Origin of the sequence: Aeromonas sp. QDB68 (assembly GCF_027707405.1) — a bacterium.
Taxonomy (GTDB): domain Bacteria; phylum Pseudomonadota; class Gammaproteobacteria; order Enterobacterales; family Aeromonadaceae; genus Aeromonas; species Aeromonas caviae.
On sequence record NZ_JAPCIQ010000161.1, the window covers coordinates 1 to 5,149 of the forward strand.

The 5,149-nt window shown below is 49.0% G+C and carries 4 protein-coding genes and 3 pseudogenes; 3 read left to right on the plus strand and 4 right to left on the minus strand.

Annotated elements, in window-relative coordinates:
- Nucleotides 1–62: 62 nt before the first annotated feature.
- Nucleotides 63–665 carry an SDH family Clp fold serine proteinase gene (locus PG892_RS21555; RefSeq protein WP_270825828.1) on the minus strand — a complete coding sequence of 201 codons (603 nt, stop codon included), beginning with the start codon at nucleotides 663–665 and terminating at the stop codon, nucleotides 63–65.
- A 398-nt stretch (nucleotides 666–1,063) separates the two neighbouring features.
- Here PG892_RS21555 and PG892_RS21560 point away from each other — a divergent pair, with 398 nt between their 5' ends.
- On the plus strand, nucleotides 1,064–2,335 hold the full coding sequence (locus PG892_RS21560; RefSeq protein WP_119196844.1) for an integrase domain-containing protein: 1,272 nt from the start codon (nucleotides 1,064–1,066) through the stop codon (nucleotides 2,333–2,335).
- 627 nt (nucleotides 2,336–2,962) lie between these two features.
- Here the strand turns inward: PG892_RS21560 and vapB are convergent.
- Nucleotides 2,963–3,226: a type II toxin-antitoxin system VapB family antitoxin gene (gene vapB / locus PG892_RS21565; protein WP_333563690.1), complete on the minus strand. Its 264-nt coding sequence runs from the start codon at nucleotides 3,224–3,226 to the stop codon at nucleotides 2,963–2,965.
- 2 nt (nucleotides 3,227–3,228) lie between these two features.
- A pseudogene (locus PG892_RS21570) lies at nucleotides 3,229–3,444 on the minus strand (hypothetical protein); the annotation flags it as partial.
- 2 nt (nucleotides 3,445–3,446) lie between these two features.
- Between PG892_RS21570 and PG892_RS21575 the strand changes: the two are divergent.
- Nucleotides 3,447–3,706: pseudogene (locus PG892_RS21575) on the plus strand (IS1595 family transposase); the annotation flags it as partial.
- A 26-nt stretch (nucleotides 3,707–3,732) separates the two neighbouring features.
- Here PG892_RS21575 and PG892_RS21580 read toward each other — a convergent pair.
- Nucleotides 3,733–3,915 (minus strand): annotated as a pseudogene (locus PG892_RS21580) (IS4-like element ISAs18 family transposase); the annotation flags it as partial.
- 105 nt (nucleotides 3,916–4,020) lie between these two features.
- Here PG892_RS21580 and PG892_RS21585 point away from each other — a divergent pair.
- Complete coding sequence (locus PG892_RS21585; protein ID WP_270825832.1) at nucleotides 4,021–5,052, plus strand: IS630 family transposase; 1,032 nt, start codon at nucleotides 4,021–4,023, stop codon at nucleotides 5,050–5,052.
- The last annotated feature ends 97 nt before the right edge of the window (nucleotides 5,053–5,149 follow it).

Here is a 5,149-nt window from a genome sequence, read left to right on the forward strand (position 1 = left end):
AAAGTAAACTGGATGGCTTTCTTGCCGCCAAGGATCTGATGGCGCAGGGGATCAAGATCTGATCAAGAGACAGGCCCTATTGTAACCTTCGTTGCTGCATCTAGTGCCTGTTTAGTGCTAAGTCTCGCACCCATTCTAAGATCCATGAACTGAGCTCGCATTATTTCATTACTACGCTCAGCTAATGTGCTTAATGCTTGAAAAGAATCTAGACCAGAGTTTCTCTCATAAGACTCTTCTTTATTTAACAACTGAATATCTAATGGACCAAACTCACCACTTTCAGACATGCAAATCTCATCTGAAGCCAATGCGAGCAGAGTGCCAGAGCTCTTGCAATATCTATCAACATAAACCGTAATATGATTGTATTGACTCTGTAATGCACGACCCATTCTATATGCAGAGTCTGGAACCCCACCGTATGTCGAAAGCCACAAAACAACCTTGTCATTTTTTTTGCTCTTAGATAAAACATCCCTAAAATTATTGTCAGCTGGCGAACCTATATTTCCAGAATATATAACCACATCAATTTTTTGTTCAAGAGAAAAATATTCAGCGAGCCTTTGCAAGTAATCATTGCGTGAAATCTGCTGAGGCTGCTCAGCACCATCAACGCAGTGCTCATCTGAAAGAGTAGATGCTAAGTCTATTGGTTCCATTATAACCTCCTTGTACATTAGGCTCATTATGCCCATGTGAAACCTGATTACGAAAGAGATCGCCATCGCAAGTTGATAAAACAATCCTTGCAAGGAGTTGAACTGGCGTCCAAATTTTGGTGTCATATCAAAGGGTCACAGAATGATTCGCTGGAACAGGTCATCTAACCGATTGATCTGAAATGATAAACTTAAGATTGGTTGTCACCTCCTCCCAGCTCCACCAAATCATGTTCCGGCCGGGAACGAAGAAGTACAGAAACCCGCATTGCCAAAGGCTTTGCGGGTTTTTTGTTGTCCTCAGTAGTCCGAGGAAGTCGCCAGAAACCAGCTCATTTAGTACCATTACTAGTACCACAAGGGCGATGGTACTAAATTCAGTGGTACTAAGAGGCGGCATGGACAAGAAGACGCGTAAGACAGGAACAAACCGGCTTTCTGACACTAAAGTGAAAACAGCCAAAGCAGACATCAAAGAGTTAACCTTGCCTGATGGGGAAGGGTTAGAGCTGAGAGTTAAGCCTAACGGAGGGAAAAGATGGGTTTTCAAGTACCAAAAACCAGCCGATAAAAAGCGCACCAACATGGGATTTGGTACTTATCCAGAAGTCTCCCTTGCCGCTGCTAGAGAGCGGCGGCGAGAAGTCCGCACCCTACTGGCCCAAGGCATTGATCCCAAGCTCCATAAAGAAGAACAGATCGCCACAGCTCAAGCCAAGCGAGAAGCCAGTGCCAACACGTTCGAACGCATGGCGTGCAAATGGCTGGAATTGAAACGCCACAATGTGACAGACGCCTATGCCACCGATTCGTGGCGCTCCCTTGAACTCTATGTGTTGCCCTTCATTGGCTCAATGCCCATAGACCAGATACGTGCGCCTAAAGTTATTGAAATTCTTCGCCCAATTGAAGCAGATGGCAAACATGAGACTGTACGTCGCCTCTGCCAGAGGATTAACGAAATTCTCGACTATAGCGTCAATCATGGCCTTCTCCAGGCTAATCCTTGCTCTGCCATTCGTAAGGTATTCAAGAAACCCACCAAAAAGCACATGCCGACCCTCAAGCCAGCCGAGTTGCCACATCTGATGGCAGACATTGCAAATGGGAGGTTAGACCTCACAACACGCTGCCAAATTGAATGGAGCTTGCATACCTTGGTTCGCCCAGGCGAATCCGCAGGTACTCGCTGGGATGAGATCGATATCGATGCCAAAGTCTGGAACATCCCTGAAGATCGGATGAAGAAGGAACGTCCGCACCGAGTCCCTCTGACACCACAAGCAATATCCCTGCTGGAACGGATGAAACCGATTAGTGGCCACCGCCCCTTCGTGTTCCCTGGCTACCGTGATCCACTCGGCCACATCAACGACCAGAGCGCGAATGCCGCCCTCAAGCGACTGGGCTATGGCGGACGACTGGTGGCCCACGGTTTGCGCTCGCTGGGTAGCACCACTCTAAACGAACAGGGATTCAACCCTGATGCCATCGAGGCAGCACTGTCTCACGCAGACGAGAACGAGATCCGCCGTGCCTATAATCGTGCAGATTACTTTGAGCAACGAGTGATAATGATGATGTGGTGGAGCAACCACATTGAACAGGCTAGCCAAGGGAACCTCTCTCTGGCTAGCGGTTTTAGAGCATTGACAGTTGTGGGCGAGTAGCCCACATCTGACTAATTGCCCGGACTATATGGAATTTTGACGTAAAGAAATATTGAAGGCCCTATCCACCTACCGATATTCAGCTCACAAAAGTCAAAGATATGGAGATATGCAGACCGACACATTGTATTGACTGTGACTGCAACCACTCTAGACGACAAAACTATTCTAGGGAAGGTGCGAATAAGTCACCAAACATAAAAATGCGCCCTTGTAAGCATTTGAATTTAATGAACTAAATTTTTCTGTTTCGTTGTGGAGGGTGCTTATTCGCACCCTCCCTAGTACTGTTTTCGCCGACACAGTGAAGTATCTGCTGACGCCGGTGTCTCAGGTAGCCCAGGGATTGCATCGACTGGACAACGCTGTTTGAGGAGAGACCAGTGGACAGCTTGGTCAGATAGAAAACTGGATCACATGCACCACGACCAGTGGTGCAACCTAGAAAAAATGGCTACTGAGCTATCCTGCCTGGGGGGGACGAGTACCGACAGATCTATGAACAATCCTCGCTACGCGAGAATGATAGCCATAGCAATTCAACTTTTCAGGTGAGAGGGATACGCTTTATCTATATATATAAAAACAATCCCTCTCAGCTACGCAACTCAGTTACCCTGCTGGACCTCAGAGTTTCTCTCGCTCCTGGGCGGTTGGCTCACGTTCGGCCATGAAGTCGGCGCTCATACAAGGCTCATCAAACCACCTATCCCAGGACTCACCTACAGGTGTGATTATGCGAGTACGACCAACCACGACGATCTCAACATGCGTGACCTCATCTGGCAGGGCCACGGCCTCGGGCAGGTATACCCCCTGGCCACGACCACACCTAAAAACTGTTGATTCCATCACGCGTCCTATGAACACAGTACCATGTGAACCGAACATAGCTAATGGGCCCGGTATGTCAACTGACACCGGATGCACACGTTATGAGGTGTCCTGACAAGATCGGACAGTCCCGGATCAAGCAGCCTGAGCAGTTTGTTTATCACACTCACATACGCCATCACTTCCCCCACTTGGTCGTTGTAGTTTCGTTGACTGATTCTTCCCACCATCAGCTGTTTGAACCGGGACATCGCCGTCTCTACCAACGAGCGACGGAGATCTCGCCTGGATGCTCAAGCACAAGCTGCTGCAAGCGATGAAGGAGTCTGACGACAAGCATCCCATCAGCGGTATCATTCAACTCGATGATGTCTACTGGGGCAGTGAACGCCGTGGTGGCAAGCGGGGTTGTGGTACCGTTTGCAAGACACCTTTGTGGCGGCAGTGTCCCTGAAGAAGGAAAGAAATCCAATCAAAATGTGGATGACGGTGGTTGATGGGTTCAAAACTAAGACCATTGGCAAGTGGGCTAAACGCTCAGAGATCCCCTCATTTTTAGAGACTCAAATAATTCCAAGTGTGCGGGTATATAAGCGGTGTTGCTTCAGGTAGTAGATAAATTTATCCATCAACAAGACCGCATTGGCTTCTTTCATTTTAGGCAGCAACTGGTAATAGATGACCCCTTGCCGAAAGAACGAATAGGTTCGGCTCTTGCTGGTATTGACCTTGATCGTTCTCTCTAAATAGCTGTTCCGAATAGTAGATCACTGGAGGAAGGGAACTCAGTCCAGTTTGTGCGATCTCATTAGTCGCTAAACAAAACAAGCCACACCCAAAGGACTGAGTTGATGCCTATCCTACCACCTCTGCCACGACCACAACGGCGCCGCATTCACAAAATCATCCATGCCACCCGTGATAAAGGGCATGCTCGTCGCTTGATGGCCATCTTGCTGTTACATGAAGGACGCACGGTCACTGATGTTCATCACCTTACCGGCGCTGCTCGCTCGACCATCGGCCGTTGGCTTCGATGGTATCGAGATGAAGGCATAGATGCGCTAGAAGCCTTACCGGCTGGCCGTGCCCCAGTCTTACCTGTTGCCAAGATTGTCACTTTACTGGTGCTGCTCATGCAGTTTTCTCCGCAAGATTTTGGTTATCAGCGCAGCCGCTGGTGTACCGAACTATTGGCTATCAAAATCAATCGGTTAACAGGCCTCAATGTGGCAGCCTCCACGCTCCGCCGATGGTTACCTCGTATGGGCATTGTCTGGCGAAGGCCCGTGCCGACCTTGCGGATAAAAGACCCAGCCTATCTGGAGAAAATGGCGGATATCGACGCTGCGCTGGCCCGCTGTGATGCCGATAATCCGGTGTTTTATGAGGATGAAGTCGATATAGACCTCAATCCCAAATTAGGAGCCGACTGGATGTTCAGAGCGCAGCAAAAGCGGGTTGTCACGCCGGGACAGAACGCGAAACATTACCTGGCAGGCGTTCTCCATGCAGGCAACGGAAGAGTGCTTTACGTCAGTGGGATAAAGAAAAACTCATCCCTGTTTATCGCCATGCTGGAAAAGCTGCGTCGCCACTACCGACGAGCCAAAACCATCACGCTGATCCTCGATAACTACATCATTCACAAAAGCAAACAGACCGAGCGATGGTTGAAGAAAAACCCTAAGTTCTGCCTGGTATTCCAGCCAGTTTACAGTCCTTGGGTTAATCACATAGAACGGCTGTGGCACAAGTTGCATGAAACCATCACGCGCAATCATCAATGCAGAGGGATGGCCAACCTGCTGGCTCGAGTGAAACACTTCATGGATACCGTGTCTCCTTTCCCGGGGAATGGCTATGGCACAGCAAAGGTGTAGCACTATTAGGATCAGTTATTTAGACCGACACTGTCTCCAGCCTTACCCAGCAGCGTCAGCAAGACGATGGCCAAGGCACTGAACAAAAACAGTCGGT

What these genes read in the sequence shown, in the direction of transcription:
- PG892_RS21555 (WP_270825828.1), bottom strand. Translation starts at nt 665, where the DNA reads ATGGAACCAATAGACTTAGCATCTACTCTTTCAGATGAGCACTGCGTT.
- PG892_RS21560 (WP_119196844.1), top strand. Translation starts at nt 1,064, where the DNA reads ATGGACAAGAAGACGCGTAAGACAGGAACAAACCGGCTTTCTGACACT.
- vapB (WP_333563690.1), bottom strand. Translation starts at nt 3,226, where the DNA reads ATGTTCGGTTCACATGGTACTGTGTTCATAGGACGCGTGATGGAATCA.
- PG892_RS21585 (WP_270825832.1), top strand. Translation starts at nt 4,021, where the DNA reads ATGCCTATCCTACCACCTCTGCCACGACCACAACGGCGCCGCATTCAC.